The 25600-nt window shown below is 72.7% G+C and carries 24 protein-coding genes and 1 riboswitch; of the genes, 13 read left to right on the top strand and 11 right to left on the bottom strand.

The genetic code is table 11. The annotated features are described in order from the left end of the window. Positions 1-52: 52 nt before the first annotated feature. Together AGRA3207_RS00390 and AGRA3207_RS00395 are read right to left on the bottom strand one after the other, a co-directional pair. Positions 53-1555: a DUF4331 domain-containing protein gene (locus tag AGRA3207_RS00390; protein WP_231332536.1), complete on the bottom strand. Its 1503-nt coding sequence runs from the start codon at positions 1553-1555 to the stop codon at positions 53-55. 169 nt (positions 1556-1724) lie between these two features. After that, positions 1725-2291 carry an RNA polymerase sigma factor gene (locus tag AGRA3207_RS00395; protein WP_231332537.1) on the bottom strand — a complete coding sequence of 189 codons (567 nt, stop codon included), beginning with the start codon at positions 2289-2291 and terminating at the stop codon, positions 1725-1727. A gap of 209 nt (positions 2292-2500) precedes the next feature. Here AGRA3207_RS00395 and AGRA3207_RS00400 point away from each other — a divergent pair, with 209 nt between their 5' ends. Both AGRA3207_RS00400 and AGRA3207_RS00405 read left to right on the top strand, forming a co-directional pair. After that, positions 2501-3337, top strand: a complete 837-nt coding sequence (locus tag AGRA3207_RS00400) for a metallophosphoesterase family protein (RefSeq protein ID WP_231332538.1) — start codon at positions 2501-2503, stop codon at positions 3335-3337. Then, on the top strand, positions 3334-3972 hold the full coding sequence (locus AGRA3207_RS00405; RefSeq protein WP_231332539.1) for a 4'-phosphopantetheinyl transferase family protein: 639 nt from the start codon (positions 3334-3336) through the stop codon (positions 3970-3972). Before AGRA3207_RS00400 ends, AGRA3207_RS00405 begins: the two co-directional genes overlap by 4 nt. 76 nt (positions 3973-4048) lie before the next feature. On the opposite strand, the gene AGRA3207_RS00410 is transcribed toward AGRA3207_RS00405, so the two are convergent. From AGRA3207_RS00410 to AGRA3207_RS00420, 3 genes are all read right to left on the bottom strand, one after another. Then, a complete protein-coding gene (locus AGRA3207_RS00410) occupies positions 4049-4630 on the bottom strand; it encodes a TetR/AcrR family transcriptional regulator (protein ID WP_231332540.1) in 582 nt (193 codons plus the stop codon). 211 nt (positions 4631-4841) lie between these two features. Beyond that, positions 4842-5336: an NUDIX hydrolase gene (locus tag AGRA3207_RS00415; RefSeq protein WP_231332541.1), complete on the bottom strand. Its 495-nt coding sequence runs from the start codon at positions 5334-5336 to the stop codon at positions 4842-4844. Positions 5337-5459: 123 nt separating this feature from the next. After that, positions 5460-6206: a helix-turn-helix domain-containing protein gene (locus AGRA3207_RS00420; RefSeq protein WP_231332542.1), complete on the bottom strand. Its 747-nt coding sequence runs from the start codon at positions 6204-6206 to the stop codon at positions 5460-5462. A 244-nt stretch (positions 6207-6450) separates the two neighbouring features. Between AGRA3207_RS00420 and AGRA3207_RS00425 the strand changes: the two genes are divergently transcribed. Both AGRA3207_RS00425 and AGRA3207_RS00430 read left to right on the top strand, forming a co-directional pair. After that, on the top strand, positions 6451-6657 hold the full coding sequence (locus AGRA3207_RS00425; protein ID WP_231332543.1) for a hypothetical protein: 207 nt from the start codon (positions 6451-6453) through the stop codon (positions 6655-6657). Next, entirely contained in the window at positions 6654-7151 is a 498-nt protein-coding gene (locus AGRA3207_RS00430) for a hypothetical protein (protein WP_231332544.1), read from the top strand. Before AGRA3207_RS00425 ends, AGRA3207_RS00430 begins: the two co-directional genes overlap by 4 nt. Positions 7152-7434: 283 nt before the next feature. On the opposite strand, the gene thiC is transcribed toward AGRA3207_RS00430, so the two are convergent. Both thiC and AGRA3207_RS00440 read right to left on the bottom strand, forming a co-directional pair. After that, positions 7435-9168 (bottom strand): phosphomethylpyrimidine synthase ThiC, encoded by a 1734-nt coding sequence (thiC, locus tag AGRA3207_RS00435; RefSeq protein WP_231332545.1) that lies wholly within the window; start codon positions 9166-9168, stop codon positions 7435-7437. Continuing rightward, a riboswitch (TPP riboswitch) is annotated at positions 9165-9276 on the bottom strand. It overlaps the preceding gene by 4 nt. 87 nt (positions 9277-9363) lie before the next feature. After that, on the bottom strand, positions 9364-9897 hold the full coding sequence (locus AGRA3207_RS00440; RefSeq protein ID WP_231332546.1) for an AAA family ATPase: 534 nt from the start codon (positions 9895-9897) through the stop codon (positions 9364-9366). A gap of 119 nt (positions 9898-10016) precedes the next feature. Between AGRA3207_RS00440 and AGRA3207_RS00445 the strand changes: the two genes are divergently transcribed. After that, a complete protein-coding gene (locus AGRA3207_RS00445) occupies positions 10017-11186 on the top strand; it encodes a sensor histidine kinase (RefSeq protein WP_231332547.1) in 1170 nt (389 codons plus the stop codon). Here AGRA3207_RS00445 and AGRA3207_RS00450 read toward each other — a convergent pair. Further along, positions 11173-11700: an NUDIX hydrolase gene (locus AGRA3207_RS00450; RefSeq protein WP_231332548.1), complete on the bottom strand. Its 528-nt coding sequence runs from the start codon at positions 11698-11700 to the stop codon at positions 11173-11175. The genes AGRA3207_RS00445 and AGRA3207_RS00450 overlap by 14 nt on opposite strands. Positions 11701-11779: 79 nt before the next feature. Here AGRA3207_RS00450 and clsA point away from each other — a divergent pair, with 79 nt between their 5' ends. Together clsA and AGRA3207_RS00460 are read left to right on the top strand one after the other, a co-directional pair. Then, positions 11780-12493 (top strand): cardiolipin synthase ClsA, encoded by a 714-nt coding sequence (gene clsA, locus AGRA3207_RS00455; protein WP_231332549.1) that lies wholly within the window; start codon positions 11780-11782, stop codon positions 12491-12493. 9 nt (positions 12494-12502) lie between these two features. After that, positions 12503-15001, top strand: coding sequence for a mannose-1-phosphate guanyltransferase (locus tag AGRA3207_RS00460; protein ID WP_231332550.1), 2499 nt, complete (start codon positions 12503-12505; stop codon positions 14999-15001). A gap of 775 nt (positions 15002-15776) precedes the next feature. Here the strand turns inward: AGRA3207_RS00460 and AGRA3207_RS00465 are convergent. The 3 genes from AGRA3207_RS00465 to AGRA3207_RS00475 form a co-directional block, all read right to left on the bottom strand. Further along, entirely contained in the window at positions 15777-17198 is a 1422-nt protein-coding gene (locus AGRA3207_RS00465; RefSeq protein WP_231332551.1) for an aminotransferase class V-fold PLP-dependent enzyme, read from the bottom strand. Positions 17199-17295: 97 nt separating this feature from the next. Then, a complete protein-coding gene (locus tag AGRA3207_RS00470) occupies positions 17296-19284 on the bottom strand; it encodes an ABC transporter ATP-binding protein (protein ID WP_231332552.1) in 1989 nt (662 codons plus the stop codon). A gap of 205 nt (positions 19285-19489) precedes the next feature. Next, positions 19490-20830 carry an aminotransferase-like domain-containing protein gene (locus AGRA3207_RS00475; RefSeq protein WP_231332553.1) on the bottom strand — a complete coding sequence of 447 codons (1341 nt, stop codon included), beginning with the start codon at positions 20828-20830 and terminating at the stop codon, positions 19490-19492. Between the two features lie 98 nt (positions 20831-20928). On the opposite strand from AGRA3207_RS00475, the gene AGRA3207_RS00480 reads away from it, so the two are divergent. From AGRA3207_RS00480 to ftsR, 6 genes are all read left to right on the top strand, one after another. Further along, positions 20929-21570: a LysE family translocator gene (locus AGRA3207_RS00480; RefSeq protein ID WP_231332554.1), complete on the top strand. Its 642-nt coding sequence runs from the start codon at positions 20929-20931 to the stop codon at positions 21568-21570. Between the two features lie 117 nt (positions 21571-21687). Continuing rightward, on the top strand, positions 21688-22659 hold the full coding sequence (locus AGRA3207_RS00485; protein ID WP_231332555.1) for a DUF881 domain-containing protein: 972 nt from the start codon (positions 21688-21690) through the stop codon (positions 22657-22659). A 28-nt stretch (positions 22660-22687) separates the two neighbouring features. Next, positions 22688-23020 carry a small basic family protein gene (locus AGRA3207_RS00490; protein WP_231332556.1) on the top strand — a complete coding sequence of 111 codons (333 nt, stop codon included), beginning with the start codon at positions 22688-22690 and terminating at the stop codon, positions 23018-23020. Between the two features lie 164 nt (positions 23021-23184). Further along, positions 23185-23850: a DUF881 domain-containing protein gene (locus AGRA3207_RS00495; RefSeq protein ID WP_231332557.1), complete on the top strand. Its 666-nt coding sequence runs from the start codon at positions 23185-23187 to the stop codon at positions 23848-23850. 319 nt (positions 23851-24169) lie between these two features. Then, complete coding sequence (locus tag AGRA3207_RS00500; RefSeq protein WP_231332558.1) at positions 24170-24706, top strand: FHA domain-containing protein; 537 nt, start codon at positions 24170-24172, stop codon at positions 24704-24706. A 147-nt stretch (positions 24707-24853) separates the two neighbouring features. Continuing rightward, a complete protein-coding gene (gene ftsR, locus AGRA3207_RS00505; protein WP_231332559.1) occupies positions 24854-25594 on the top strand; it encodes a transcriptional regulator FtsR in 741 nt (246 codons plus the stop codon). Positions 25595-25600 lie beyond the last annotated feature (6 nt).

The raw sequence follows: 25600 nt of genomic DNA on the forward strand, positions 1-25600 counted from the left end.
CAGGGGCGCGGCCGGACCGGGTTCGGGTGTCGCGGGGCGATGGGCCCGGGGCTCAGCGGATGGGGCCGCGCCTGCGCCGGAACCACAGGGCGCCGCCGCTGACGAGGAACGCCGCGCCCACGCCCAGGGCGAGGACGGGGACGAGCGGCATGCGCTCGGTGGTCGGCTCAGTGCTCGCCGCCGGCGTGGCCCTGAGGTTGGCGGCCCGCTTGCTCAGCGTCTCCTTGCGGTCGCCGCGCTGCACGGCGGAGCCGGACGTCGGGAGCGCGACGTAGGGGAACGCCTTCTCCAGCTTCACGTCGTTGGCGTCCACCATGTCGCCGAGGTCGTTCTTCTTGCCGAGCAGCTCGCCCTCGACGACCTGCAGCGAGATGTCGAGCACGTCGTCGCCGAGCCGGCGGCCGTTGGGGAAGCCGGCGTTGTCGCCGTCCAGCACGCCGAGGCGCTTGGGCTCGGCCGCGGGCGGGATCGAGGTGTTGAGCCGCATCAGCTCCGCCGGGCGGACCTTCGGCGGCTGGTTCAGCTTCGGCACGCCCGTCAGGAAGACCTGCACGAGGTCGTTGCGCGGGGCGGCCGGCGCCGCGATCTGGTAGATCCCCTCGATCAGCTTCGGCAGCTCCGGGTTCGTGACGTTCGGCAGGAACTGCGCGTCATGCCAGGGCGAGGAGGCGTTGAACTTGTCCTTGTCCTTGATCGGGTTGACGACCTCGTTCACCAGCGGCATCCCCAGCCGCGACACCTGCACCCAGTCGCCGCCCGCGCTCTTGCGCTGCACCGTCGAGAACACGCCGACGATCGGCTGGCCATGGGCGATCAGCGCCTTGGTCGGGATCTGGAGCGCCACCGTCTGCACGTTGTAGCCGCGCAGCGTGTCGTTGCCGACCTCCTTGAGGTTCCCGCCGTACAGCAGGTCGAAGACGCGCAGGTCCAGGAAGAACGGGTCGTCGGCCTGCCCGGCGAACACCTGCGCGCCGCTCGACAGCGTCTTGACGGCCTGCTCGCGCAGCTTCCGGTAGTCGGGCATCGACGCCCGGCCGACGTTGGACGGCGCGACCGGCACGTCCGACGCCAGCCTCCGCGAGGCGACCGGTATGCCGTGCCTGCGGTGGATCAGCGTCAGGTCGTAGGTCTGCCGGAAGTTGAGGTTCGGGTCGGCGAGGCTCTTCACCGGCCCGGTGTTGTACAGGAACGTGTTCCGGTTCTGGAAGGAGTCCTTGAAGGAGAACCGGTAGGTGAACTCCGGCAGGGAGTCGCCGTCGTTGTCGACGTTGATGTCGTACCGCGCGTCGTTCGCGAACTTGAAGAAGTTGGGCCCTCCGGCCGGCTCCTCGAACGGCGAGAAGTTGGCCACCAGCGTCGTCGTGTCCGGCTTATCCGGGCTGACGAACGCGTAGACGTCGGTGTTGTCGTACTGCGGCTGTCCGGAGATGAGCGGTGCCTCGCGGTGACTGGACGCCGTCGCGGCACCCGGCCCGGAGCCGGACAGGGCCGCCGCCGCGAGTGCGGCGGCCGCCGTGAACAGCGCGGCGGCCTTGAGATGGAACGGTCGTGACATCGCTGGAACCTTCTCGCGAGCCAGGCGGTGCCTTCGACCGGCACCGCGGATGTCACGGCTTCGTCGCCCTCGCCCGCCGCGGATTGGGTCGTGACCGGAAGGGGTCAACATCCCGGCGGATTGAGCCTTGCGGGCGTCTCAGGCGTACGCGCGCGCCCGCGCACGGCGCTCAGGGGAAGAGACCCTCGCGCTCCAGACGGTCCCCTAACCGGGCGAGGCCGCTGCGGATGCGGGACTTGGCCGTCCCCTCGGGGATCCCGAGCGCCGCGGCCACCTGCCGGTACGTCAGCCCGCGGTAGTAGGCCAGCTCCAGAGCGTCGCGCATGGGCACGGGGAGCGCGTTCAGCGACTCCTTCATCCGGCTCGCCAGTTCCCCGGCGAGCACGGCCTCGTCGGCCCCGCCCTCGGCGGCCGCGGGCGCGGGCTCCGGCAGGGGACGGCGCCGCCGGGCCTCCCGGCGCACCCAGTCGACCGACCTGCGGTGCGCGAGCGTCGCGATCCACCCGCGCAGCGAACCGCGCCCGGGATCGAAGGCCAGCGGGCGTTCCCAGAGCCCGGCGAAGACCTCCTGCGTGACGTCGTGCGCCGCCTCCCGGTCGCCCGTGACCCGCCGGGCGAGCCCGTACACCAGCGGCGCGTACAGGTCGTAGACCTCGCCGAGCGCCTGCTCGTCGCCCGCCGCGAGCCGGGCGCGCAGATCCTCGTCACCGGCGGGCGCCGGCCGGGGCGCGTCCACCGAACCACCACCCGTCTCTGACCGGCTCGCCGTGAATTGTCTCACCCGCGTGATCGGCCGTGAACGACCTTCGTCCGGGACGGCCCGGCGCCTGAGGTGCGGCGCAGGTCCGGCGCCCGGATGGCCTTGTCCGGCCAGGGCGCCCGCCCGCGGGCCACGGGTGCCGGGGACGCGGCGGGGCCGCGTCCCCGGCAGCCTACGATCATTGGATGAGCGGTCTGTACGGCATCAGCGACCTGCACGTGGGATTTTCCGACAACCGCGCGTTCGTCGAGGGACTCCGGCCCGCGTCCGACGGCGACTGGCTGATCGTCGCCGGGGACGTCGGCGAGCGCTTCTCCGATGTCGAGTGGACGCTGCGCACCCTCGCAGGGCGGTTCGGCAGGGTCGTCTGGGTGCCCGGCAACCACGAGCTGTGGACGACGAAGGACGACCCCGTGGCCCTGCGGGGCGAGGCCCGCTACCGGCGGCTCGTCGAGATGTGCCGCGGCCTGGGCGTGCTGACGCCCGAGGACCCGTACCCGGTGTGGGAGGGCGAGGGCGGCCCGGTGACGATCGCGCCCCTGTTCATCCTGTACGACTACACGTTCCGCCCGGACGGCGCCTCCACCAAGGAGGAGGCCCTGGAGATCGCGCGCGAGGCGGGGATCGTCTGCACCGACGAGGTCTACCTGCACCCCGACCCCCACCCCACGCGGGACGCCTGGTGCGACGCGCGGATCACCTACACCGAGCGCCGTCTCAAGGAGCTGCCGCCCGACACCAGGACGGTCCTCGTCAACCACTGGCCGCTCATCCGCGAACCCACGCGCGTCCTGTGGTACCCCGAGTTCGCCCAGTGGTGCGGCAGCGAGCGCACCGCCGACTGGCACGTCCGGTTCGGCGCGGTCTCCGTCGTGTACGGGCACCTGCACATCCCCCGGACGATCTGGGCGGACGGCGTGCCGCACGTCGAGGTGTCCGTCGGCTACCCGCGCGAATGGCGCAAGCGCGACACCGCGCCGCAGGGCCCGCGTCCCGTCCTGCTCCCGCGGGAGGACGCGTGATCGAGGGGATCGTCCCGGCGGGCGTCCGCACGTCCGCCGTCTACGACGACCCGCCCGGCGCCGTCCTGTTCCCCGAGGAGGAGCCCGTGGTCGCGCGGGCGGTCGACAAGCGGCGCCGGGAGTTCACGACCGTCCGCTGGTGCGCCCGCGAGGCCCTCGCCGGGCTGGGGATGCCGCCCGTCCCGATCACGCGGGGCGAGCGGGGCGCGCCCCGGTGGCCGGACGGCGTCGTCGGCAGCATGACCCACTGCGACGGCTACCGGGCCGCCGCCGTCGCCCGGTCAGGGGACGTCGCCGCCCTCGGCATCGACGCAGAACCCCACGGCCCCCTTCCCGACGGCGTCCTGGAGGCCATCGCCCGCGAGGAGGAGCTCCCCCTGCTGGAGGAGCTGGGCCGCGCCTCCCCGGACGTGCACTGGGACCGGCTGCTGTTCTGCGCCAAGGAGGCCGTGTACAAGGCGTGGTTCCCGGTGGCGCGCCGCTGGCTCGGCTTCGAGGACGCCACCCTCGTGCTCGACCCCGGCGGCACGTTCACCGCCGAGATCCTCGTCCCCGACCCGCCGTTCCGCGGTTTCACCGGCCGCTGGACGGCCGGCCGCGGCCTGATCGCCACCGCCATCACCGTCCCCGCCTAGCCGGGCGGCCTCCCGCGCCCGCCCACCGCGAGGCGGTGACGCGCCGGCCGCGGGAACGGGCCCCTCGGGCCCGGATTCACGGGCACAGCCCGGCGGCGGCCAGGGCGAGCAGGCGGTTCGCCGCGGCGGGGTCGTTCTCGGTGGCCATGGCGATCGCGTTGGCCAGCCGGAGCACGTCGTCGAAGGCGGTGTCCGCCGGCGCCAGGCCGCCCTTCTGCGCGCGGACGAACAGCTCCTCGCCGGCGGCGCGCATGGCCCGGCAGGACGGGTTGAGCTCGGACCGCTCGTCCTTCAGCGTCACCATGACCGACGCGGGCATGCCGCGGAACACGGTGACCTGCTCGATGAACGCGCGCAGCCACGTCAGCAGCGCCTCGCCGGGCGCGGGGGCGGCCAGCAGGCCGCGGGCCCGGGCGGCGAGCTCGTCGTAGACCCCGGCGAGCATGGCCTCCAAAAGGTCCTGCCGGGTGGGGAAGTGCCGGTAGAGCGTCCCGATCCCGACGCCGGCCAGCCGGGCGACGCCCTCCAGGGAGGCGTCGGCGCCGTCGCGCAGGAACATCTCCCGGGCCGCGGCGAGCAGCCGCGCGCGGTTGCGGCGGACATCGGCGCGCTCGGTCCGGGCGGCGGCGGCCCGCCGGGGTGTGTCGTCGGTGGTCACCTGGTCCTTCGGTCCTTCCTGGCGGGGGACGGGGACGCCTGTTTTTGGAACGGTCCCCAGATAGTAGCGGTGATGAGCCGCATGGTCCCCGCACACAGAAGGCCGCCGAACCCGCCGCGGACGAGTGGTCCGCGGCGGCCTCGGAAGGACCGGTCAGGAGCCGCCGGGAAACAAGGACAGATAGACGCACCCGCCGCCGGCGTCAGAGGCCTCAGTCGATTTGCGGCTCCCTGCTGTCGAGGCCATGCCGGATCCGCCGCCAGAGTGCGGGATGGATCTCGTAGTCGTCCAGGTCGTCCGGCGCGACCCAGACGACCTCGGACGCCTCGTCCGTCGTCATCAGGACACCGCCGACCGGCCGCGCGTGCAGGCAGATGTTCACCGGCTGCCGGACCTCGTCCACCCGCCCGTCCTTGATGTACTCGATCACGTGGTCGGGGGTGGTGAACACGCCCACGAGATCGCCGGTTTCGATCTCGACGCCGGTCTCCTCGCGGCACTCCCGGACGGCGCACTCCCGGATGGTCTCGCCCTTCTTCAGCCCGCCTGTGGGAATCGTCCACAAACCATTGTCAGGGCGCCGCAGCAGCAGCACCCGGCCATCGTCGTCACGTACGAGCGCGGACGCCGAGGGCTTGCGGCTGGTGGGCTTGGGCGCGTCCGGGTCCTGCCAGTGGTCGACGCGCCGGGCTTTCGTCGTGCTCATGCTCCATCCTCGGCCAGCCGGTCTATCGGGTTGAGTCCGAGCGACAGGTTGGAACGGCGCGAGTTCTCGATCAGCTGCTCAGCCTGCTCGCGACCGGCGCTCTGTCGTCTCGGGGACGGTTGATCAGTTGCCGGCCACGGGGCGTCCGTTGTTCCAGAGTTCGTTGACATGGCAGGCGAAGCGATCGAAGAGGCCCTCTTCTTGGCAGCGCTGCACGTGGAGCATGGGAGAGTCGTGCCCGACCAGGTATGCGAGATGCGGTGTCACGAGCATCTGGTCATCGAAGATGAAGACGCTCATGGCAATGTGATCGTCTCCGTAGCGGGCTTCGATGCCTGGGACGTCGGCGACCTTGGAAAGCTCGTCCAAAGTGATCTTGATGCGTGTGCCGACCGTGAGCGGCACGGATTCAAGAGTTTCACGGCGCCGGGTCACATCGCTTTCGGGATCGCCGATCAGGAACCGAACCCGACTGCCATTCTGAGCCTTGCGGCGGAGAATCCCCCGGAGGTTGGGGATCTCAAGCCACAGGAAGTAGTTCGTGTAACCGGCGAAAATGAGGTTTTTGGAGGCATCGTCGATCAGGCGTCGCCACACCGACTTCGGGCAGGCGGATCGGTGCGGGTAGACCGCGACGACCTCGCGATCGGGGCCGGTCTTGACGTTCTTTCGGATTGCGTCGGGCCACAGCACGGCCTCATCAACTCCTAAGGCCCGAGACGCGTCCCACCGGTGTCGCAGGTGGGGCGTCCGCCCTTCATCGACGATCCACCGAGCCACCGTCTTCACGTCCACCTGGCACGCGTCGGCTAGTTCTTGCTCCGTCAGTCTCGCATCGTTCAGGGCCTGCCTCAGCGCGTCGTTGGCCACTGCGCTCCCAGCGTCGGGACGGAAGGGACGTTCCCCGAACGTATCTCTGACACGTCGTAGACGTCCTTGGAACGCTGTTCAAACGTCCGCAGGCTCAGGAGCATGCTCGATCCCACCCCAAATAAGGCGACCCCGGACGCGGTGTTAGGAGCACCGGCCGGGGTCTGACCGGAAGTGAGATCCGGCTATGGGCAAAGTACAGCAACCGCACAATACGGACGCCGTACAGAAGCGGAAGGCGGCGTTGCGGGAGGAGTTTCCGGGCTGGTCGATCATTCACACCGCCGACACCGCGCGGTGGTGGGCGACGCGGCCGACCGGGCGCGCCGGGCACCACGGCCCCTTCGGCGGCCGGGTGGTGACCGAGCTGGACGCCGACACCGCCGAGGCACTGCGCGAGAACCTGCGGGAGGTCACCGACGCCGAGACCGGCGGGAGGCCCGCGCGGTGAGCGGGCACGAGGCGGTGATCCGCGCGGTGGGCGGGCAGTTCCCCGGCGGGATCGTCGCGACTTACGCCGACAGCCCCCTGGTACTGCGGAAGCTGCTGGAGGCGGCGCAGGAGTGCGACCACCGGCTGGCGCTGCGGACGCTGGTGGCCAGGCTGGGCGAGCGCGGCGTCACGGTCCGCATCTACCGGACCAGCCTGATCGTGACCGGGTCGGACGAGCGGAAGCTGATCGTCATCTGCCAGCGGGCGGTGTTCCGGTGGGCGGTGGGCGAGGAGATCGGGCTCGTCACCGGCATGGACCGCGCGGTGCAGGACGTCGCCGACGCCGCGAAGGGGGCTCGTCGTGAGCGCGCCGATCCCGCCGGACGCTCCCGTGACCACGCTCGCCCTGACGTCCGGCCCTCAGGCTCCGGCGCGGTTCCCGGGCCGGGTGCGGCACTGGCGCGGCGAAGCCACCGGCCGCTACTGGGCGCTGGTGCCCTGGCCCTGGAATGACGTGGGATACCGGCTGGTCGAGGGCATGACCCTGAACGACCTGGCCGAACAGGTCCGGCAGCTGCTGGAGAGCAGGGCCGCGCGGGGCGGCGGCGTGCCAGGAGCCGGGGGCGGCGCCGCAGCAGCCGCGCCGCCCCTTCCCACCGGGCACGGGGCCCGGACCATCGCGGCCCCCTGGCCCGGACCGCCGTGCGGCGGCTACGAGGCATCGTGGACGACCGCACCCGCGACATCACCGGCGCCTCCTGCGTCGAGGACGGCGGCGGGCCCGGGTGGTGGCAGGTCAGGAGCCGCCGGGTGATATCGGCAGGTAGACGCGGCCGCCGGTGGCGCGGAACTCGCCGGCCTTCTCCTGCATCCCGGCGGCGAGGGCCTCGTCTTCGCCGAGGCCGTGCTCGTCGGCGTATCGCCGGACGTCCCTGGTGATCTTCATGGAGCAGAAGTGAGGCCCGCACATGGAGCAGAAGTGCGCGGTCTTCGCCGGGGCGGCCGGGAGCGTCTCGTCGTGGAACGCGCGTGCGGTGTCCGGGTCGAGGGACAGGTTGAACTGGTCCTCCCACCGGAAGTCGAACCGCGCGTCGGAGAGCGCGTCGTCCCACGCCTGGGCGCCCGGGTGGCCCTTCGCCAGGTCGGCGGCGTGCGCGGCGATCTTGTAGGCGATGACGCCGGCCTTGACGTCGTCACGGTCCGGCAGGCCCAGGTGCTCCTTGGGGGTGACGTAGCAGAGCATCGCGGTGCCGTACCAGCCGATCATCGCCGCGCCGATCGCCGAGGTGATGTGATCGTAGCCGGGCGCGATGTCGGTGGTCAGCGGCCCGAGCGTGTAGAACGGCGCCCCGTCGCACCACTCCTGCTGGAGGTCGACGTTCTCCTTGATCTTGTGCATCGGGACGTGCCCGGGTCCCTCGTTCATCACCTGGTTGCCGTACTCCGCGGCGATCCGGGTCAGCTCGCCCTGGGTGCGCAGCTCGGCGAACTGCGCCTCGTCGTTGGCGTCGGCGATCGACCCGGGGCGCAGCCCGTCCCCGAGCGACCAGGTGATGTCGTAGGCGGCGAAGATCTCGCACAGCTCCCGGAAGTGCGTGTACAGGAAGTTCTCCTCGTGGTGCGCCAGGCACCACGCCGCCATGATCGACCCGCCGCGGGACACGATCCCGGTCTTGCGGCGCGCCGTCAGCGGCACGTACGGCAGCAGCACGCCCGCGTGGACGGTCATGTAGTCCACGCCCTGCTCCGCCTGCTCGATCACCGTGTCGCGGAAGACGTCGAAGGTCAGCTCGGCCGGGTCGCCGCCGACCTTCTCCACCGCCTGGTACAGCGGGACGGTCCCGACCGGGACGGGCGAGTTCCGCAGGATCCACTCCCGCGTGGTGTGGATGTCGCGGCCCGTCGACAGGTCCATGATCGTGTCCGCGCCCCACCGGGTCGCCCAGGTCATCTTCTCCACCTCGTCCTCGATGGACGAGGCGACGGCGGAGTTGCCGATGTTCGCGTTCACCTTCACGAGGAAGTTCCGGCCGATGACCATCGGCTCGATCTCGGGGTGGTTGACGTTGGCGGGCAGCACCGCCCGCCCGGCGGCCAGCTCGTCCCGGACGAACTCCGGCGCCACGCCCTCGCGCAGCGCGGCGAACTCCATCTCGGGTGTGACCTCGCCGCGGAGCGCGTAGGCGCGCTGGGTCACCGCCCCTCCGGTCGCGCGCCTGGGCCGTCTCGGCGGGAACGCCGCCCGGTCGCGCAGCGGGTCGCCGGCCCGCCGCCCGTCGTCCTCGGGCCGTGCGGCCCGCCCGTCGTAGGCGGCGGTGTCGCCGCGCTCGGTGATCCACGCGTCCCGCAGGGCGGGCAGCCCCCGCCGGACGTCCGTCTCGTGCGACGGGTCGGTGTACGGCCCGGACGTGTCGTACAGGACGACGGCGCCGCCGTCGGTCAGCGGCACCTCCCGCATGGGCACGCGCAGGTCGGGCCGCGAACCCTGGAGGAACGTCTTGCGGGCAGAGGAAACCACGGTCTCGGTCATACGACTCGATCTCTCCCTACGCCGGCATTACCCGGTCAGGTTCCAGCGGTCAGCGGCCGTCCCAGCCGCTATCTCAGCCCGGTTCGCCGGGCCCCCGCGATCTGTCGTGCCCGACGCTAACCCGCCGCACCCCCGTTGCCGCAAGCGGCGCCCATGGGATAAGGGCCGGTGGGTGAATCGCCCTACGGTGTCCGGTTACAGCGCCCAGGACTCCGGCTCCTGCGCGCGCCGCAGGATCTCGTCCACCGTCTCCTCCGGCGTCTGGCCGGACGTGTCGAGCCACAGCCCGATGCGCGGTGTCCCGGTCCGCAGGCCCTCGTCGAGCTGCTCGATCGTCCACACGCCGTAGGCGTCCTTGCCCCTGGCCGCCTCGCGGGCCGCGACCGCCTCCGGCCGCGGGGCGAGGACCACGACGAGCAGCGGCCGCCCCTCGATGAGCGCGGTCATCTCGGTCAGGTGGCCGCCGAGGACGACGTCCTGCGCGACGACGGTGAACCCCTCGCGGAAGTAGGCGTCGCACGTCCGTGCCGTCAGGCGATGCCGCAGGCGGAGCTGTCGCACGGCCTCCTCGGACGGGTCCGGTGTCATGTCCGCCCGCCCGCCCACCACCATCCGCCGGAACACGCTGCCGCGCACGTGCACCGAGCGGGGGAACCGCTCCGCGAGGAGCTGCGCGACCGTCGACTTCCCGGCCGCCTGGATCCCGGTGATGAGGAAGATCGCTTTCATGCCGCTCCGTCCGTGACCGTACCGGGCGCCTCCGACCGTACCGCCGGCGCGCCCGGAGCCGGCGCACCGCCATCGCGGGGCGGGTGCGGGACGGGGATCCCGTCGGGGAGGATGGTGGCGTGGTGGTGACGGTCCCCCGGGTGAGCGGTCAGGTCAGGGATGCGCTGGCGGCGGCGGCGCTCGCCGTCTGCGCGGCGGTCGCGGCGGCGGTGTGGCCCGAGGTGCGCCCGCTGGACGCGCCGGGCCTCCTGCTGCTGGCCGGTGTGCACGCGCCGCTGGCGGTCCTGCGGCGCTGGCCGGGCCGGGCGCTGGCGTCGCTGGTCGTCCTGGCGCTGCCGTACCACCTGCTCCAGTACCAGCACCACGCGCTGGTGCCCGCCGAGGTGATCGCGCTGTTCGGGTACGCCGTGCTCGGACGGCGGGTCCGGGTCGTGCTCAGCGTCGTCGCGCTGCTGCTGCTGACCTGCGTGGTCGGGATGGCGATGCGCGCGGGCGGCGGCAGCGTCCGGGAGCAGATCGCGGTGATCGAGGGCGTCGTCGCGATCGCCATCGCCGTCCAGGTGTGGCGGAGCCACCGCGCCCGCGTCGCGGCGATCACCGAGCGGGCCGAGCGCGCCGAGCGGACACGGGAGCAGGAGGCGCGCCGCCGGGTCGCCGAGGAACGCCTCCGGATCGCCCGTGACCTGCACGACCTCCTCGCGCACAGCATCACCCTGATCGGCGTGCAGGCGGGCGCGGCGGCGCACCTCGTCCGCGGCGACCGCCCGGTGGACCGCGGGGAGCTCGGCGAGGCGCTCGCCTCGATCGCCGCGACCTGCCGGGACGCCCGGACGGAACTGCGCGGGACCCTCCAGGTCCTGCGCGGCGCCGACGGCGGACCGCCGGAGGTCCTGCCGGGCATCGCGGGGATCGCCGGTCTCGCGGAGGCGGCGCGCGCGGCCGGGCTCACCGTCGTCCTCGACGACGAGGGGGCCGGGACGCCGCCGCCGGAGGTGGGCGTCGCCGCCTACCGCATCGTCCAGGAGGCGCTGACCAACGTCGTCAAGCACGCCGCCGCCACGACCGTCGAGGTCGGGCTGGCGCGGGACGGGGACCGGCTCGCCGTCCGGGTCGCCGACGACGGGCGCGGCCCGGCCGGAGGGTCGCCGCGGGGGTTCGGCCTGCTCGGGATGATCGAACGGGCGCGCAGCGTCGGCGGGACCCTGGACGCCGGTCCCCGGGCGGGCGGCGGGTTCACCGTCACCGCCCTCCTGCCCGTCGCGGACGTGGGCTCCGTCACCCCCCGCTGAGACGCTGCAACAGGAGCAGCCCGCAGAGGCTGGACGCCGAGCCGATCTCACCGCGCGCCGCCATGTCCGGGACGTCGGCCAGCGGAACCCACTCGATGCGTTCCGCCTCCACGTCGGTGGGCTCGCCGACCCGTTCGGCGCCGTCCGCCCGAAAGATGTGGTGGACGCCGTCGTGGACACCGGGGGACGGCGGCACCTCCAGGATCCGGCGCAGCGGCCCCGCGCGGTACCCCGTCTCCTCGACCAGCTCGCGCGCGGCGGCGCCGGCGGGGTCCTCGCCGTCCTCGACCCGTCCGCCCGGAACCTCCCAGCCCCACCGGTCGGTGATGAAACGGTGCCGCCAGATGAGCAGGGCCCGCGCGCGGCCGTCCACCGCGATCACGCCCGCGGCGGGGCGCACCCGCAGAAGGTGGTGGTCGACGCGGCGCCCGTCGGGGAGCTCGACATCGGCCAGCCGCACGTCCATCCAGGGGCTGTCGTAGATCGACCTCTCCCCGTGCACAGTCCATCGCATGACCGGACGCTATCGGGGGCTTTCAAACCCTTACCGGTAGGGTCAGGATCAAGGGGGACGCAGGGAGGCGAGCTCGTCGGTGAGTGCTGTGGCGGGACAGGACCGGATCTGGACGGTGCCGAACGTCCTCAGCCTGGCGCGTCTCGTGGGCGTCCCGCTGTTCCTGTGGCTCGTCCTCGCCGAGGCGGACTGGTGGGCGCTCGGCCTGCTGGTGTTCGCCGGGCTGTCGGACTGGCTGGACGGGAAGCTGGCTCGGGCGCTGAACCAGACCAGCAGGCTGGGGATGGTGCTCGACCCCGCCGCCGACCGGCTCTACATCTTCGCCACCCTCGTCGGCCTCACGATCCGCGACATCATCCCGGTGTGGCTGGTGGTCCTGCTGGTGGCCCGCGAGGTCGTGATCGTCCCGATCGCGCCGATCGTGCGGCGGCTGGGGTACGGGGGGACGCTCCCCGTCCACTTCATCGGCAAGGCGGCCACGCTCTGCCTGCTGTACGCCTTCCCGCTGCTGCTGCTGGGCGACCATGACGGCGGCGCGGGGACCACGGCGAAGGTCATCGGATGGTCCTTCGCCATCTGGGGGACGGCCCTGTACTGGTGGGCCGCCGTCCTGTACTGGGCGCAGACGCGGCGGCTGGCCGCGGCAGGCCGCGCCTCGCCCCCGGCCCCCGTGCCGGAAAACGCGCCGGAAACCGCGCCGGACCCGGGCGCCGCGCCCGGCCCGGCCGCCGCGCCGGACCCGGGGGGAGTGCCCGGGGCGGGCTCCGCCGGCCGGCGATCAGAAGGGAGCTGAGAACCCCCGATGAAGGCCGTCGTGATGGCGGGGGGCGAGGGGACGCGGCTGCGTCCGATGACCGCCAACCAGCCCAAGCCGCTCCTGCCGCTCGTCAACCGGCCGATCATGGAACATGTGCTGCGCCTGCTCAAACGGCACGGGTTCAGCGAGACCGTCGTCACCGTCCAGTTCCTCGCGGCGCTGATCCGCAACTACTTCGGCGACGGCGAGGAGCTCGGCATGTCGCTGAGCTACGCCACCGAGGAGATTCCGCTCGGCACCGCCGGCAGCGTCAAGAACGCCGAGGAGGCCCTGCGCGACGACCGGTTCCTGGTGATCTCCGGGGACGCCCTCACCGACATCGACCTGACCGACATGGTGCGGTTCCACGAACGCAGCGGCGCCCTGGTCACCATCGGGCTGAAACGCGTCCCGAACCCCCTGGAGTTCGGGATCATCATCGTGGACGACGCGGGCCGCGTGCAGCGGTTCCTGGAGAAGCCCACGTGGGGCCAGGTGTTCTCCGACACCGTCAACACCGGCATCTACGTCATGGAGCCCGAGGTCCTCGACCACGTCGCGTCGGGCGAGGTCGTCGACTGGTCCGGCGACGTGTTCCCCCGGCTCCTCGCCGACGGCGCGCCGCTGCTCGGGTACGTCGCCGACTGCTACTGGGAGGACGTCGGCACCCACGAGAGCTACATGAAGGCGCAGGCCGACATGCTGTCCGGGCAGGTCGGCATCGACCTCGGAGGGTTCGAGATGTCCCCCGGCGTGTGGGTCGCCGAGGGCGCCGAGGTGGACGCCGAGGCCGTCCTGAAGGGTCCGCTGTACATCGGCGACTACGCCAAGGTCGAGGCCGGCGTCGAGCTGCGCGAGTACACCGTCCTCGGCAGCAACGTGGTGGTGAAGGAGGGCGCCTTCCTGCACCGGGCGATCGTCCACGACAACGTGTTCGTCGCGCCGTCCACGAGCCTGCGCGGCTGCGTCGTCGGCAAGAACACCGACATCATGGCCGGCGCCCGCGTCGAGGAGGGCGCGGTCGTCGGCGACGAGTGCGTCATCGAGGCGGAGGCGTACGTCTCCAGCGGCGTGAAGGTCTATCCGTTCAAGACGATCGAGGCCGGCGCGGTCGTCAACACCAGCGTGATCTGGGAGTCGCGGGGACAGCGCAACCTGTTCGGCCCGCGGGGCGTGTCCGGCCTGGTCAACGTGGAGATCACCCCGGAGCTCGCGGTGCGCCTCGCCAGCGCCTACGCCACGACCCTGAAGAAGGGGACCACCGTCGTCGCCGGACGGGACGCCTCCCGCGCCGCCCGCACCCTCAAACGCGCCGTGATCAGCGCGCTGACCGCGAGCGCCATCGACGTCCTCGACCTGGAGGCGACCCCGCTGACCGTCGCCCGCTTCGAGACCGGCCGCGCCGACTGCGTGGGCGGCATCTACATCCGCACCACCCTCGGCGACCCGCAGGGCGTCGACATCGTCTTCCTCGGCGCCGACGGCGCCGACCTCTCCCAGGCGGCGCAGCGCAAGCTGGAACGGGTCTTCGGCCGGCAGGAGTACCGGCGCGCGTTCCCCGGCGAGATCGCCGAGCTGACCTACCCGCCCCGCGTCGTGGAGACCTACACCCGCGACCTCCTGCGCCGCGTGGACATCAGCGGCGTCCGCGAGGCCGGGCTGAAGATCGTCCTGGACTGCGCGGGCGGCACGGCGTCGCTCGTCCTGCCGAACCTGCTCGGCAAGCTCGGCGTGGAGGTCCTCACCCGCAATAACCGCCTGGACGAGGCCAACCCCACCGAGACGCTCGCCGAGCGGATGCGCGACCTGGAACGCCTCGGCGGCCTGGTGTCGTCGTCCCGCGCGGCGTTCGGCGTCCGGTTCGACCCGGTGGGGGAGCGGATCTCCCTCGTGGACGAGAACGGCGAGCTGGTCGGCGACGACCGGGGCCTGCTCGTCATGCTCGACCTCGTCGCCGCCGAGCGCCGCTCCGGCCGCGTGGCCCTCCCGGTCACCACGACCCGCGTCGCCGAGCAGGTCTGCCGCTTCCACGGCGTCCAGGTCGAGTGGACCTCCACCTCCCAGGACGTCCTCACCAAGGCCGCCGGGCACCCCGACGTGATCTTCGCCGGGGACGGCCGCGGCGGCTTCCTGATGCCCGAGTTCAGCGGCACCGTCGACGGCATCGCGGCCTTCATCCGCCTCGTCGGCCTCGTCGCCAGGACCCGCCTGACCCTCTCGCAGATCGACCGCCGCATCCCCGACGCGCACCTCCTGCGACGTTCCGTCCCGACCCCCTGGGCGGCGAAGGGGGCCGTCATGCGCCACGTGGTCGAGGCCGCCTCCGGCCGCACCGTCGACACCACCGACGGCGTCCGCGTCATCGAGGGCGACGGCCGCTGGGCCCTCATCCTGCCCGACCCGGCGGAGGCCGTGACGCACCTGTGGGCCGAGGGCCCCGACGAGGACGCCGCCCAGGAACTCCTGGAGCAATGGGCCGCCGTAGTAGAAAACGCCGGCTCCTGACCCGCACCACCCCGACGACGCCGGGCGGTTCCCCGCGGCCCGCTCGACCGCCTCAAGCCACCACCACCGTTCGTCGCGATCAGCTTGAGTGACCCCCAGACGGTCCGCGGGGCGATGTGCCTGACGAACGCACGAAGAACACGCCACATCTCGCACGACGGAGCGTCGCGTTCTGCCCGGAACCTCGTCCCGGGCCCACCTAACTGGACGGGCAACGCACACCATCAAATGGAGGGCCCGCGACGGAAAGGCAGCGCGCAACGCTGGCCGGGCGGTTCCCCAGGCGTGATGGGCAGCGCGCAATGCCTTACCGACAGCGCGTAAGGGGCAAGCAGGACGCAACGCTGGCCGGGCGGGACGCAACGCCGGATGGGCGGGACGCAACGCCGGATGGGCGGGACGCGACGCCGGAGGGGCGAGAGACAGCGCTGGATGGACAGCCCGCAACGGAGCGCAGGGCACGTGGCCTTGACCGGCGGGGCGCGATGCCTGGACCGGCGGGGTGCGACGGCGGGTGGGCGTGCCGACGCTGGATGGGGCAGTGCGCAACGGGCGGCCGGGTGGCGCGCGGCGCTGGATGGGTGGCGCGCGGCGTCGGTGAGGGACTGTCTCGAAGTGGCCTCGGCCACGCGCGCGAACGCGTGACCTGCCCGGTGCCGCGATGCCGAAGGCGGGCGGGACCGGGCTGATCGCGAAGCGATGTCGCGTTCGCCCAGGTCCGGTCACGTAGCGAGCCGCCAGGCGAGTGAAGTGGGCCGGGACTGTGAAACACCGGCTAGCAGCGCTCTCGGGGTTTCAGCCCGTCCGGGGTCGGGGCGCGGTCGGCGTAGGCGTCGTCCAGGAAGGTGACGAAGCGTTCGATGTCGGCGATGTTCGAGACGAGTCCGAGCGAGGCGCGGACGGCGCCGCCGGTGGGCAGGCCGAGGTGGCCCAGATAGTCGTCGAGCGTCCGCATGCCGTCGTCGGCGGGGCGGCGCAGGGCGCGCTCGGAGATCTCGAAGGCGGCCTCGCCCGCGCCGGGGTTGCAGAAGCAGCCGGTGCGGACCGAGATCCCCGCGGCGGCGGTGTCGCGGGCGATGAGGCGCTCGTCCACGATCCGGCCGTGGCGGTCGAGGACGTTGAACGCGACCGTGCCTCCCCGCAGGCGCGTGCCCTCCGGCCCGTAGAGAAGGATCATGGGCGAGCCGTCGGCGTGGCGGAGGTCGCCGAGGCGCCGCAGGAGCCAGGACGTCAGGCAGCGCACCCTGCGGTGGATCAGGTCCATGCCGATGCCGGCGACCCAGTCGATGCCGAACCGCACGTCCGGGATGGACAGGAAGTTGAGCGTGCCGTCCTCGAAGGCCGTCTCGTCGGGGGCGGGGACGTGCCACCCGCCGTGCGCGCTGACCGCCTGGATCGTCCCGCCGGAGAACCAGGGACGGCGGAGCCGCGCCAGCGCGGTACGCCGTGCGACCAGCGCGCCGACCCCGGTCGGATAGCCGAACACCTTGTACCAGCTCACCGGGACGAAGTCGGCCGGGACCGCAGTCAGGTCCAGGGGATTGGCCGGGGCGAACGCGGCCGCGTCCAGCAGCACGTCGTAGCCGTGCCGCTGCGCGAGGCCGACCCATTCCAGGGGATGCTGGACGCCGGTGAAGTTGCTCTGCGCGGGGAACACGAACAGGCCCCGCCGCCGTCCGACGGCGGCGCGGACCTCCGCCTCGCCGACGCGGAGGTCCGGGCGCCGCACCGGAAGCTGGACGACCCGGGCGCCGCGGGCCTTGGCGAACTCCCGGATCCCGTTCGCGGAGTTGTGGTTGTCCCCGGTCAGGACGAGCCGTGTCCCGCGGTGGAAGGGATAGGCCTCGCCGACGAGGCGGCAGGCCCCCGTGGCGTTCGCCGTGAAGATCACCGCGTAGTCGTCGGGGGAGGCGTTGAAGAAGCGCAGGATCGCCGCGCGGGCCTCCTCGACCAGCACCGTGGACGCGCTGGACGTCGGGTTCTCCGAGTGCGGGTTGCCGTAGCACGCGGCGCCCAGCCGCTCGAAGTGCGCACGGAACTGCGCCTGCGCGGCGACCCCGGCGCCGGTGTAGTCGAGATAGACCTGGCCGTGCTCGTCGAGATGCCGGTACTCCGTGGCGCGGAGTTCGTCGAGCCGCCACGTGCCGGTGTAGTCGGGATGGACGGTCGGCATCGCGCCGACCCGAAAATCGGACATTGCTACCCCCGAGAGCGAAACCGCCACACGCCCTAGAAAAAACGGTCCAAAATCGAACGCTTTCCCGCAAGAGGGCGCACTGTCCTTTTTCGGCCGGTTAGCCTACGTTTGGTGTCCGGCGTGCGAGGACGATCCCTGTGGCCACGAGGAAGAGCACCGCGAATCCCCCGAGCAGGGCCCAGTCAATGGCGATGGCGCGGGAGAAGCTGTCGCCGTACGAGGCGAGCAGCGGAGGGCCCAGCGGGGACCGTCCCGACCCCCAGAGCTGTTCCACGCCCAGGCTGTGGGCGAGCCCCTCGAACGCCCAGCGGTTGGACATGGCATAGCTCAGCCAGCGCCCCGGCGCCGCCATTTCCGGCACGGGCAGGATCGCGCCCACGAACAGCACCTGCGGAAAGCACAGCATTGGCAAAGCCAAAGTCGCCTGAGCGGGATCCGTGACGGCCGCCGACACCAGGAGCCCGAGCGCCAGGGCCGCCAGCGAGCAGAGCAGCAGAGTGAGGAACAGCTCCCCGTACGTCCGCCACCCCAGCGGTGGCAGCCGGTCCAGCGCCCGCAGCACCCCCAGCATCAGCGTGTCCACGACGGCCAGCAACGGCAGCAGCACCGCCACCTTGGCCAGGACGTACGGCCCGATCCCCAGCCCGCGTCGCCGCGCCCCCCGCCGCCAAGGCCGCCGCGCCTTTTCGCGCGCCCCTGCCGCCCCCGGGCTTGCGGCCTCGCGCTCACCTGCGGCGTGGCCGCCGGACCGCTGTGTTCCCTGCCGGCCGGAGGAGAGTCCGACGCCCGCGCCGTTGGCCGCCGTGTGGTCGCTCCTGCCATTGGCCGCGGTGTGATCGGCCGTGCCGTTCGGCGTGGGGTTGTCGCTCGTGCCGTTCGCCGCGGTGTGGTCGGTTTTGCCGGATGCGGTCGGCTGCCGGGCGCCGGCGGCCGTCGTCTCGTTGGCGGGCGCGCCATTGCCCATGGTCTTGTGCAGAGCGGCCCGAGGGACTGCCGGAGCCGGGTGTGAAGCGGCGTGGGCGGGCGCGGCCGCCGGACGGTGGCCGGTGAGCCGTTCGCGTCGCAGAACGGGCAGTTCCGTACATATCTGTAGGAGTCCGTAGGTCAGGCCGAAGAAGAACCCGCCGAACGCGATCCAGAAGAGGATCATCACCGTGGAGCCCGGGCTGGGCGATTCGGGCGAGAACGCCCCGGGACGGAACAGGACGGCGAACATCGCCAGCACCATCAGCGGAGAGCCGGCGAGCACGGCCAGCGTCAGCCGGTTGCGTGTCAGGAGGTCGACGTTGCGCCTGGTGAGCAGGGCCCACTGCGCGAACGCGCCGATGCCCGGGCCGGCCGACTCCCTCGGCGCGTCGAAACGGCCCGTCCAGTCGTGCGCCTCCCCGGTCTCGGCCAAGCGCAGGTAAATGTCCTCGATCCCGTCGGCCTGGAACTCCTCCGTGGCGTCGCCGGGGGAGCCGTAGAACGCCAGCCGCCCGTCCGGTGCCAGGACGGCCACCTGGTCGCACATGGCGACGTCCGGCGGATGGTGCGTCGTGAGCACCACCGTCGTCCCGGCGTCGGCGAGGCCGCGCAGCAGCCGCATCAGGTCGGCCGCCGTGGCGGGATCGAGACCCGACGTCGGCTCGTCCAGGTAGAACACGCGCGGCCTCGTCAGCAGCTCGACCGCGATGCTTGCGCGCTTCCGCTCGCCGCCGCTGAGCGCCCCCACGCGCTGGGACGCGCGGTCGGTGAGCGCCAGCGCCTCAAGGACCTCGTCGACGGCCTTCTCGGCCTGCTCCTGCGGCGTCCCCGCGGGCAGCCGCAGCCCGGCCGCGTACCGCAGCGTGCGCCGCAGCGGCATCTCCATGTGGACGATGTCGTCCTGCGGGACGTAGCCGAGCGCGCCGCCCGCCCCGTCGTGCCGGACCTCGCCCTCCGCGGGCGGCCGCACGCCCGCGATGGCGTCCAGCAGCGTCGTCTTCCCGGCGCCGCTGCCGCCGATGATCGCGACGAGCTCCCCGCGCGCGATCGTCATCGACACGTCTCGCAGCGTGCGGCGCCCGCCGTCCACCCGCTGCCCGATCCCGCGCACCTCGATCATGTCGCCGCTCCCCCCGGAACACCGGCGCCCGCCCCCGGGCGCCTCCCCTCCGAAAAAGATGAACGACCCGTGCCCCGAAGTCCAGGCACCGCGAAGATGTGGATAACTTCGAAGATCATTGAGCGGGGCGGCACCGCCGGGGCCACGGTCGCCCGTCTGGGCCGGCGCTGCGTGACCGAATCTCGGGCGTAAACGTTTCCCCAGGTCAGTCGACTGCGGTGTCCTCCGGGGCGCCCTTCGCGATCTCGGCCAGGACGGTCAGCGCCCGGGCGAGGACGTCCGGGGGCGACGAGGCCAGGCCGAGACGGACGGCGCGCGGGGCCGCGGCCGTCCCGACGACGAACGCGGCGGCGGGCGTGACGGCGATGCCCCGGCGGGCGGCGGCGGCCACGAACGTCTCCGCGCGCCAGGGTTCCGGGAGCTCCCACCAGCAGAAGTACGAGGCCGGATCGGACCGGACCGCGAAACCTCCCAGGATCTCGTCGGCGATCCGCCGGCGGGACGCGGCGTCCGCGCGCTTGGCGCGGACCACGGTCTCGACCGTCCCGTCGGCGATCCAGCCGGCCGCCGCGTCCAGCGCGAACCCGCCCGGCGCCCAGCCACCCGATCGCAGCGCGGCGGCGACGCGCCCGGCCATAGGCGGGGGAGCGACCACGAACCCGATGCTGAGGCCGGGCACCAGACGCTTGGACAGACTGTCGATCAGCACTGTGCGGGCCGGGGCGAGGGACGCCAGCGGGGCAGGGCCGTCCCCCAGGATGAACGCCCAGACGCGATCCTCGATCACGCTCAGGTCCAGGCGGTGGAGAGCGGCTGCGATGGAGGCGCGCCGCTGCCACGGCATCGTCGTCCCGTAGGGGTTGTGCAATGTGGGCTGCACGTAGACCGCGCCGAGGGGTGCTCTCCTGTGCGCTTCGATGATCGCCTCGGGGCACAGGCCCTGCTCGTCCATGCGGAGGGGCACCAGTGTGACGCCCAGCCTGGACGCGATGCCCTTGATCACCGGGTAGGTGAGGGCCTCGACCCCGAGCCGCCCGCCCGGCGGGACGAGCGCGGCGACCGCCCCGGCGATGGCCTGGCGGCCGTTCCCCGCGAACAGCACGTCCTGGGGCGCGGGCCGCCACCCCGGTACCTCCAGCAGCGCCGCCGCCGCTTCGCGTGCCCTTCCGGTGCCCTTCACGCCGACGGGACCGAGCGCCGCGTCCAGGACGTCCGGGCGCAGCATCCGGCCCAGCCCGGAGGCCAGCAGCGCGCTCTGCTCCGGTACGACGGGATAGCTGAGTTCGAGGTCGATCCGCGCTTCCGAGGGTTCGGCCAAGGCGGGGGACGGCGGCGCCTCGGCGGCCCGGACGAAGGTGCCGCGCCCCACCTCGCCGACGACGAGCCCTCGCCGGGCCAGTTCCTGGTAGACCCGGCTCGCCGTGGAACCGGCGATGCCCCGCTCGCGGGCGAACGCGCGCTGGGGCGGCAGCCGCTCACCGGGCCGGAACCGCCCGGCCTCGATGTCGGCGGCCACCCCATCGGCCACGCAGCGGTAGTCCTCCATAGCGCCAACCCCGTTCCCGATTGCACCGAGAGCAAAGAGATTATTGCACCGAGATGCTCCGACTTCTAGCATCGAGGCAAACGCGAGACAGGAGCGCAATGATCACAGCGAGCGCCGCGGCCGGCATCGCCCTCGTCGCCCTGGGGATGGTGCTCTCTCCCGGCCCCAACATGGTCTACCTGGTGTCGAGGTCCGTGGCGCAGGGCCGGCGCGCGGGGCTCGTCTCGCTCGGCGGCGTCGCGGCCGGGTTCCTGGTCTTCGTCCTGGGTGCCACCGCGGGGATCACTACGGTCTTCGGCCTCGTCCCGCCGCTCTACACCGCGATCAAGGTGGGCGGCGCGCTGTACCTGCTGTGGCTGGCCTGGCAGGCTTTCCGGCCCGGCGGGGCGTCCGCGTTCGAGGCGAAGGATCTGCCGCCCGACCCGCCTTCGCGGCTCTTCACCATGGGGCTCGTGACCAACCTGCTGAACCCGAAGATCGCCGTCATGTACATGTCGCTGCTGCCCCAGTTCGTCGACCCCGCCCGCGGGCACGTGGCGCTCCAGAGCCTCCTCCTCGGCCTCACCCAGATCGTCGTCGCGGTGACCGTGAACGCCCTCATCGTCCTCGGCGCCGGCGGCATCGCCTCCTTCCTCGCACACCGTCCCGGATGGCGGCGCGCCCAGCGCTACATGATGGGCTCGGTCCTCGCCGGGCTCGCTCTCCACGTGGGCTTCGACCGCTCCCGCGCAGTCGCCTGACCCGCTCGCACGACGCGAGGCGCCCCCCGCGCGCGCCCGCCGGTCCCGCCGGTCCCCCCGACCTCGCCCGACGGCCGCTTGTAGGGCCCTCCCGATGCTCCTTGCCATGATGAGCCGGTGATCGCACGAGACGACGGGCCGGAAATTCCCGAACCGGCCGCCCCAAATCCGGACGTCCAGGAGCCGTATCCAGAGGCGAAGGCGCCAGGGGCGGGCGCGAGGGGACCGGGGGCGGGCGGCTGGCGACGGCCGGACGCGTCCATGTCCCTCCTGCTCGACCTGTTCGCCGGAAAAATCCTGGACCCCGGCTACACGGAGGCCGCCGCGCGACGCGCCGCCTCCGGGGAAGGCCCGCGCGCGAGAGGACGGTTCAGGGGAGGCGGCATCCTGCTCATCCTGCTCCTCGTGGGCGTCCTCCTCGCCGTGGCGGGGGCCGAGGTGCGCCGTGGCGAGCCTGTGGCGGCGGAGCGGCGCGCGAGGCTCATCGACGAGATCCACGTCCGCACGGGTGAGACGGACGGCCTCCAGCGCCGCCTCGACCGGCTGCGCGCCGAGACCGAGCGGCGGCGCGCCGCGGCCCTGGCGCGCAGCGACGCCGGGCGGCGCGCCAGGCAGCGGCTCGCCGAGGCCCGCGCCGCCGCGGCCGGCGCGCCCGCCGCCGGTCCCGGCCTGGTCATCACGCTGGACGACGCCCGGCACGGGGAGCCGGACGCCGGCGGGGGCCACGCCCCCGACGACGGCCGGGTCTATGATCAGGACCTCCAGGTGGTGGTGAACGGCCTCTGGGCGGCCGGTGCCCGCGCCATCGGGATCAACGGCCAGCGGATCACGCCGGTGACGGCGATCCGCACCGCGGGCGAGGCGGTCCTCGTCGACTACCGGCCGCTGCGCACCCCGTACGAGGTGACGGCCCTGGGCGAGCCCCGCGAGATGGAGGACGCCTTCGACGGCTCCGACGCGGACCGGTGGCTGCGGCGCCTGGAGGAGCGCTACCGGATCGCCTACGGCACCCATAGGGCCGGCCGGGTGCGCCTGCCGGCCGCGGCCGGGCTGCGGCTGCGGTACGCCGCGCCCCGGGAGGGCCGGTGAGGACGACCGGGGGAGGGGGGATCCGACGGTGTTCGCGCTGATCGGCCTCGCGATCGGGGTCACGCTCGGCTTCGTGCTGGAGCCGACGGTGCCGCTGTGGCTGCAGCCGTACCTGCCGATCGCCATCGTGGCCGCGCTGGACGCCATGTTCGGCGGCGTCCGCGCCCGGCTGGAGGACGTGTTCGACGAGAAGGTCTTCGTGGTCTCCTTCGTCAGCAACACCATCATCGCCGCGCTGATCGTGTTCCTGGGGGACCAGCTCGGGGTCGGCTCGCAGCTCTCCACCGGGGTCGTGGTCGTCCTCGGAATCCGCATCTTCTCCAACGCGGCGGCGATCCGGCGGAAGCTGTTCGGCGCATGAACACACCCGACGAAAACCTCGGCTCCGCTGAAGTCGGCAACATTCCCGAAAAGGAGCGCGGAACAGAACCGGCCGCCGCACCCTCGGCGAAATCCGCCCCCTCCTTCACGGAAACCACCGGTGGAGAGAAGCCGGAAAAGGCCCCGTGCGCGGGGGGAATCGCAGTGCTCGTGGGATTGCTGCGTCCCCGCCTCTCATGGGGGCAACTCATCGGGGCGGCGCTGTGCCTCGTCCTAGGGTTCGCTGTCGTCGCGCAGGTGCAGGCGAACAACCGGGACACCACGTTCGCCACGGCGCGGCAAGACGAACTGGTCGGGATCCTGGCCGACCTGGGGCAGCGATCGGACCGGCTCCGGGGCGACCTGCGCGATTTGGAGGAGACCAAGGCCGGGCTGGAACGCGACGCGGAGGGCGGTACGGCCCTGGAGGAAGCGCGCAAGCGGGCGACCACCTATGGCCTCCTGGCGGGGACGTTGCCCGCCGAGGGGCCGGGAGTGGAGGTGCTCATCGACGACCGGAGGCGCGGGGTGCGCGCCCTCCACCTCCTGGACGCCATGCAGGAGCTGCGCGACGCGGGCGCCGAGGTGATACAGGTCAACGAGGTCCGCGCGGGGGTCGACACCTACTTCCTGGACGAGCAGGGCGGCGTGCAGATGGACGGGAGGCTCCTGCAAGCCCCGTACCGGTTCCTGGCCATCGGCGACCCCCACACGATGACCACGGCGCTCAACATCCCGGGCGGTGTGGTGAAGACATTGCAAGGAGCGGGCGCCGCCGTGTCGATCGCCCCGCGCGCGAGGATCGCCGTCAGCGCGATACGGTCGTCGTAGAGGGAGACGGGGGGATGCGGAAAGCGGTGGACCGGGGCCCGGCCAGGTGCCGCGATCGGCGGCCGTCCGCGCGGCGGCGTAGACCGGCGATCATTGGCGAATGTAGTTTGGGGCGAGTCGGCTCACCGTTCCAGTTGACCCCTCGGGTAATACCCGCGTAAGTTGCGGCGACCGTCGTGTGAGCGGGCGGTGAGTTGGACCGTGGTCGGGGGCGGGTCCCCGGCGTGGGTTGGTTGATGGATGCGCGTGGCGCAGGCGGCTCCCGCGGCAGCGGGGCGCCCGCCGGCGGCACGCCGATGGTAGGAGGCCGAGCCGATCGATGCCGAGCGTCTACTGCACGCAGTGCGGTCACGCCAACCCGGATGATGCCCGCTTCTGCTCGAACTGCGGCACTCCGCTGAACCGGAGTTCGCCGTCGCCGCTGCCTCCCCGGGAGTCGCCCGGCGAGTCCACCTCGACGATCTCCATCGGCGGGTTCGAGGCCCTGGACGGAGACCAGGGCGCCGAGGAGCCGGTCGGGCCCGAGCAGGTCGCCGTGGAGGCGCTGCCCCCCGGGACGGCCTTGCTGGTGGTCAAGCGCGGCCCGAACGCCGGGAGCCGCTTCCTGCTCGACAAGGACCGCACGTCCGCGGGCCGCCACCCCGAGAGCGACATCTTCCTGGACGACGTCACCGTGTCCCGGCGGCACGCCGAGTTCGCCCGCCAGGGCGGCCTGTTCTCCGTGCGCGACGTGGGCAGCCTCAACGGCACCTACGTCAACCGGCAGCGGATCGACCAGGCCGGCCTCTCGGGCGGCGACGAGGTCCAGATCGGCAAGTTCCGGCTGGTCTTCCTGACCAATCCGCAGCACGGCTGACCGGCACCGGACGGAGCGCCAGCGAGTGGAGGCCGCCGGCCGGCGTACTTGCCGGGGGATCCCCCCGGAGACGACACTGACGGGGCCGCCCGCCCGCCGCCGGGCGGCGGAGGGGGGCACGGGGCCGCGGCGACGAGGGGAGGGGCCATGAACGCGCAGCCAGCCCGGTCCCCGATGACGATCGGGGACGTCCTCGGCCTGCTCAGGCCCGACTTCCCCGACGTCACCATCTCCAAGATCCGGTTCCTGGAGGCCGAGGGCCTGGTCGAGCCGCAGCGCAGCCCCTCCGGCTACCGCAAGTTCGGTGCCTCCGACGTCGAGCGGCTCCGGTTCGTCCTCACCGCGCAGCGCGACCACTACATGCCGCTGCGGGTGATCCGGCAGCATCTGGAGGCCCGGGACCGCGGCGAGGCCGTCCCGCCGCTCGGGGCCCGCCGCGCCGGCTCCTCCGGGGCGTCCGAGAACGGGCGACGCCGTCCCCGCACGCTCGTGGCGGCCGACACGACCGCGGACGAGCCCGCCGTCCGGCTGACCCGCAGGCAGCTCCTGGACGGCGCCGGGATCGACGAGGACCTGCTCGCCGGGCTGGAGGAGTACGGCCTCGTCCGCCGCACCGGCACCCACTACCACGGCGAGGACCTCGCCATCGCCCGCGCGGCCGCCGCACTCGGCGGGCACGGCTTCGAGGTCCGGCATCTGCGTGCCGTCAAGGCGGCCGCGGACCGCCAGGTCGGGCTGATCGAGCAGATGGTCGCCCCCCAGCTGCGCCGCCGCAGCCCCGACGCGCACGAGCGGGCGGCCGAGGCCGCCCGCGAGATCGCCGCGCTGTCGGTGCGGCTGCACGCGGCCCTGGTCGCCGCCGGACTCCGCGAAAGCCTCGACCCCTGATCATGC

The sequence above is a fragment of the Actinomadura graeca genome (genome assembly GCF_019175365.1).
GTDB classification, from domain to species: Bacteria; Actinomycetota; Actinomycetes; order Streptosporangiales; family Streptosporangiaceae; genus Spirillospora; species Spirillospora graeca.

Bases quoted from the DNA above. Each gene is read 5' to 3' on its own strand.
- AGRA3207_RS00460 (WP_231332550.1), top strand. From the start codon at position 12,503: ATGAAGGCCGTCGTGATGGCGGGGGGCGAGGGGACGCGGCTGCGTCCG.
- ftsR (WP_231332559.1), top strand. From the start codon at position 24,854: ATGAACGCGCAGCCAGCCCGGTCCCCGATGACGATCGGGGACGTCCTC.
- thiC (WP_231332545.1), bottom strand. From the start codon at position 9,168: ATGACCGAGACCGTGGTTTCCTCTGCCCGCAAGACGTTCCTCCAGGGT.
- AGRA3207_RS00470 (WP_231332552.1), bottom strand. From the start codon at position 19,284: ATGATCGAGGTGCGCGGGATCGGGCAGCGGGTGGACGGCGGGCGCCGC.
- AGRA3207_RS00400 (WP_231332538.1), top strand. From the start codon at position 2,501: ATGAGCGGTCTGTACGGCATCAGCGACCTGCACGTGGGATTTTCCGAC.
- AGRA3207_RS00480 (WP_231332554.1), top strand. From the start codon at position 20,929: ATGATCACAGCGAGCGCCGCGGCCGGCATCGCCCTCGTCGCCCTGGGG.
- AGRA3207_RS00500 (WP_231332558.1), top strand. From the start codon at position 24,170: ATGCCGAGCGTCTACTGCACGCAGTGCGGTCACGCCAACCCGGATGAT.
- AGRA3207_RS00475 (WP_231332553.1), bottom strand. From the start codon at position 20,830: ATGGAGGACTACCGCTGCGTGGCCGATGGGGTGGCCGCCGACATCGAG.
- AGRA3207_RS00390 (WP_231332536.1), bottom strand. From the start codon at position 1,555: ATGTCACGACCGTTCCATCTCAAGGCCGCCGCGCTGTTCACGGCGGCC.
- AGRA3207_RS00440 (WP_231332546.1), bottom strand. From the start codon at position 9,897: ATGAAAGCGATCTTCCTCATCACCGGGATCCAGGCGGCCGGGAAGTCG.
- AGRA3207_RS00415 (WP_231332541.1), bottom strand. From the start codon at position 5,336: ATGAGCACGACGAAAGCCCGGCGCGTCGACCACTGGCAGGACCCGGAC.
- AGRA3207_RS00465 (WP_231332551.1), bottom strand. From the start codon at position 17,198: ATGTCCGATTTTCGGGTCGGCGCGATGCCGACCGTCCATCCCGACTAC.
- AGRA3207_RS00450 (WP_231332548.1), bottom strand. From the start codon at position 11,700: ATGCGATGGACTGTGCACGGGGAGAGGTCGATCTACGACAGCCCCTGG.